The sequence below is a fragment of the Microcoleus sp. K5-D4 genome, from assembly GCF_036704575.1.
Taxonomy (GTDB): domain Bacteria; phylum Cyanobacteriota; class Cyanobacteriia; order Cyanobacteriales; family Microcoleaceae; genus Microcoleus.
This window is the reverse complement of the sequence record NZ_JAUBSD010000171.1, coordinates 1-4,504: the sequence shown is the minus strand read 5'-3', so window position 1 is coordinate 4,504 and position 4,504 is coordinate 1. Positions and strand designations below refer to the sequence as shown.

Annotated in this window: 3 protein-coding genes; all 3 read left to right on the top strand. The window is 46.8% G+C overall.

The window, feature by feature from the left end; all coding sequences use genetic code 11:
• The first annotated feature begins 146 nt into the window (after positions 1-146).
• On the top strand, positions 147-317 hold the full coding sequence (locus QUA77_RS28680) for a hypothetical protein (protein ID WP_333453998.1): 171 nt from the start codon (positions 147-149) through the stop codon (positions 315-317).
• Between the two features lie 74 nt (positions 318-391).
• On the top strand, positions 392-2,110 hold the full coding sequence (locus tag QUA77_RS28675) for a S8 family serine peptidase (RefSeq protein WP_333453996.1): 1,719 nt from the start codon (positions 392-394) through the stop codon (positions 2,108-2,110).
• 411 nt (positions 2,111-2,521) lie between these two features.
• Positions 2,522-4,504, top strand: a 1,983-nt coding sequence (locus QUA77_RS28670; RefSeq protein ID WP_333453994.1) for a tetratricopeptide repeat protein, incomplete at its 3' end; no start/stop codon positions are given.

Below are 4,504 nucleotides of genomic sequence, written 5' to 3'. Positions count from 1 at the left end.
TTTGCTCAACAATGGCTCAAAGCCACTATTTTACTTTTCTTAAGTATTTATACTTGTCGCAAAAGTGACACGCTCCCAGCGACATTTATATCTGAAAGAGGACTATTGAGTTATATTCTTCAGTCCTCTTTTAGAGGACTTGCGCTATGAGACAGGGAATTAATTCCCTGGCGGACTGGGGAATTAATCTTTGTTCGCGATCGCGTCTCAATAATCTTAACACTGATGGAAGTGAACCATTTACTCTACATATTCACCTACATTGCACTTTCCCGCAATCTACTTTGCACCCCGTACTCGATCAAGTCTGTGGGTAGAACGGATGATTTTTCGATCTGTGCTGCGTAAGATTTAAATCAAGAATGAATCTAAATATCTGAGGTTTTAAATTATGTTAGACATCACAACTAATTCTAACGAGCGCCTTTATTTCAATCAACAGTCAAACGATCTCGCCCAATCAACATTTCCGGCTAACAGCGACTTGCTCAACCCAGCGATCAATCCATTGAATATTCCTGGTTATAGTCCTGAATCTAGCTTGACTAATTCCACAGCATCCAGCTTCGACCCACAGACACAGATAGCAGATTTTATTGTAGCTAATGCAGGCGCTGACTTCAGTTACTCTGCGAGCGATCGAGTTAGTGGCGATGTCCCCGATTCTCAACTCAAACCGCAGTCACAATTAACGATCGCCAACGCAGATCCGCTAACAGGAACGATATCTGCTTCCCAGTTGAATTTCGCCGATCCAGGGAACTCTCTGTCGATAGCTCGTAATATTGTTGGTGTTGAAAATGGTAGCATCAACTTAACTGATTTTGTCGGAGTTGGAGCTTCCAACCATTTCTATCGATTCGATATCAACACTAAGAGCAATTTTAGCCTGCGTCTAGACGGTTTGAGAGCGGATGCTGACGTAAAGCTAATTCAAGATAGAAACCGCAACGGTGTAGTTGACTTTGGGGAAACTATTGACTACTCTCTTGAGAGTGGCATCGTCCCCGATGTCATTAATGTATCGAATCTGGCTCCAGGAACATACTATGTCCAAGTCTCTAGCTTCTTAGGCAACTCTACTAATTACAACCTGAATCTTTCTGCCACCTCTATTCCTGAACTAAATATTCCCACACCTAGCGGCACTTTTAATAGTAATTACGGCTACGGTTTGGTGAATGCAAATGCAGCAGTTTCCAGCACCTTAAACCGCTCAAATCCTTTCCCTAATATTCCCGATTTGGGCGGGAATAATTGGGCGCTAGATGTCATAAATACACCGGAAGTCTGGAATCAGAACATTACAGGAAATGGGATTGTTGTAGCTGTCGTGGATAGTGGTGTTGACTACACCCATCCTGACTTGGATGACAATATTTGGCAGAACCCTGGTGAAATTGCTGCAAACGGCATTGATGACGATCGCAACGGATACATTGATGATATTCGGGGTTGGGATTTTGTGGCTAGCGACGACAACCCAATGGATCTGGATTTATACGGTCACGGGACTCACATAGCAGGTGCGATCGCGGCGGAAGGAAATGATTTTGGCATCACAGGAGTTGCGCCCAATGCTAAGATTATGCCTGTCAGAGTGTTGGACGCCTCCCTTTACGGCGAGTTGAATAATATTGCTGCTGGAATCCGCTATGCTGCTGATAATGGAGCAAATGTAATTAACCTCAGCTTGGGAAATGAGTTTTCCCCGTCCACCCAGGTGCATGACGCAATTGAGTATGCAAATAACAAAGGCTCTGTTGTGGTTATGGCAGCCGGAAATTTGGGTCACATCCAACCAGCTTATCCAGCTCGTAATGCCGATCGCTTGGGAATTGCAGTGGGCAGCATTGATATAAACGGCAGGATGGCTGACACCTCGAACCGTGCGGGTTCCACACCTTTAGATTACCTAGTTGCTCCCGGAGTAGACATTTATTCTACAACTCCCTATAGCACCTATGACACTCTAACTGGCACATCTATGGCAACGCCACAGGTAGCGGGTGTAGCGGCTTTAGTTTTGAATGCTAATCCGACTTTAACTCCAGCTCAAGTTGAGTACATTTTGACGACAACAGCTAATCGGAATGGGTTGATAGGATAGCATTGCAAATTTCCACTTAAGTCCTGCGGATATTAATCGAGCATTAGAGCAGACGGCTCTGGATATGGACGATCTAAACACGCCAGGTTTTGATTTTGGATTTGACTAGGCCAGTGGGTAATGGTTTGATTCAAACCGATCGGGCGATCGCTAAAATTGCCGTCTAATTCAGATTAGAGTCCCCATCCCTGCGGCGAGATTGGGGAGACAGAGTAAGCTTCTATGAAGGTCGATCGCCTGTGGCAGATTGAGGCGATCGCACGACGACGGCAGAAAGAGCGATCAAGCTAATTCTCTAAATTCCAACTCTAGAATCCTATGCTGTATTCCCCATTTAAGCTACTCAAATCGACCCACTCTAGGCTCACTCATGTTTTCCTAGCTTCCATTTCCCTGTTCCTGCTTGCCACTATGTCCCTATTAACTACTCCTGACTCTCTCTTCCCAGCGATCGCTCAAACTACCGATGCTCGTCAAGCAGAGGGCGATCGGCTAATGCAGCAGGGCAAGCAACAGTATCAGACTGGCCAAGTCCAAGCAGCGCTGAATTCCTGGCAACAGGCACTGCAAATTTTTCGCGCCCTTAAAAACCGCCAAGGGGAGGGTAACGCACTGGGCATTTTGGGAGGCACTTACGGCTCTCTGGGGAACTACGCCAAAGCGATTGAGTATGCACAACAAAGTTTAGCGATTGCCCGCGAAATTAAAGACCGCGAAGGAGAGGATATAGCACTCGGCAATTTGGGAGCCGCTTACCTCTCTTTGGGCAACTATGCCAAAGCGATTGAGTATGCACAACAAGGTTTAGCGATTGCCCGCGAAATTAAAAACCGCGAAGGGGAAGGTGTGGCACTGACCATTTTGAGAAATGCTTATAACTCTCTGGGCAACTACACCAAAGCGATTGAGTATGCACAGCTCAGTTTAGACATCACCCGCGAAATAAAAGACCGCTACGGGGAAGCGGAGGCACTGAAAATTTTGGGAAATGCTTACGGCTTTCTGGGCAACCATACTAAAGCCATTGAGTATTTACAGCAGAGATTAGCCATCGCCCGTGAAATTAAAAACCGCCTCAGTGAAGGTGCGGCACTGGTGAATTTGGGAATTGCTTACGGCTCTCTGAGGAACTCGACCAAAGCGATTGAGTATTCACAGCTCAGTTTAGTCATCGCTCGCGAAATTAAAGACCGCCGAATGGAAGGTTTAGCACTAGGTACTTTGGGAGCTAGTTACACATATCTGGGCGAATCGACCAAAGCGATTGAGTATTCACAGCTCAGTTTAGCCATCGCCCGCGAAATCAAAGACCGCGAAGGGGAAGGGAATGTACTGCAAAATTTGGGAATCGCTTACAACTCTCTGGGCAACTACGCCAAAACCATTGAGTATGCAAAGCTCAGTTTAGCCATCGCCCGCGAAATTAAAGACCGCAAAGGAGAAGAGGGAGCACTGACAATTTTGGGAATCGCTTATCGGTCTGTGGACAACTATGGTAAAGCGATTGAGTATTCACAGCAGTGGTTAGCCATCGCCCGTGAAATCAAAGACCGCGAAGGGGAAGGTGGGGCACTGCAGAATTTGGGATTCGTTTACCAGTCTCTGGACAACTACGCCAAAGCGATTGAGTATGCACAGCTCAGTTTAGCCATCGCCCGCGAAATCAAAGATCGCAAAGGGGAAGGTATGGCACTGGTCATTTTGGGCTCCGCTTACAACTCTCTGGGCAACTATGCCAAAGCCATTGAGTATGCACAGCTCAGTTTAGCCATCGCCCCCGAAATTAAAGACCGCCCAGGGGAGGGTAGGGCAATGAGCATTTTGGGCTCCGCTTACTACTCTCTGGGCAACTATGCCAAAGCCATTGAGTATAAACAGCAGAGTTTAGCCATCGCCCGTGAACTTAAAGACCGTAAAGATGAAGGGAATGCACTGGGCATTTTGGGACTCGCCTACAGCTCTCTGGGCAACTATGCCAAAGCCATTGAGTATGGGCAGCAGAGTTTAGCCATCGCCCGCGAGATTAAAGACCGCGAAGAGGAAGGGAATGCACTGGGCAATCTGGGAATTTCTTACAGATCTCTGGGCAACTATGCTCAAGCCATTGAGTATACACAGCAAACTTTAGCCATCGCACGCGAAATTAAAAACCGCCGAGACGAAGGTGCGGCGCTGGGCGATTTGGGACGCGCTTACAACTATCTGGGCAACTATGCCAAAGCCATTGAGTATTCACAGCAACATTTAGCCATCGCACGCGAAATTAAAAACCGCGAAGAGGAAGGGACAGCACTGAACAATTTGGGAAACGTTTACAACTATCTGGGCAACTATGCCAAAGCCATTGAGTATTCACAGCAACATTTAGCCATCGCACGCGAAATTAAAAACCGC

What these genes read in the sequence shown, in the direction of transcription:
- QUA77_RS28680 (WP_333453998.1), top strand. Translation starts at nt 147, where the DNA reads ATGAGACAGGGAATTAATTCCCTGGCGGACTGGGGAATTAATCTTTGT.
- QUA77_RS28675 (WP_333453996.1), top strand. Translation starts at nt 392, where the DNA reads ATGTTAGACATCACAACTAATTCTAACGAGCGCCTTTATTTCAATCAA.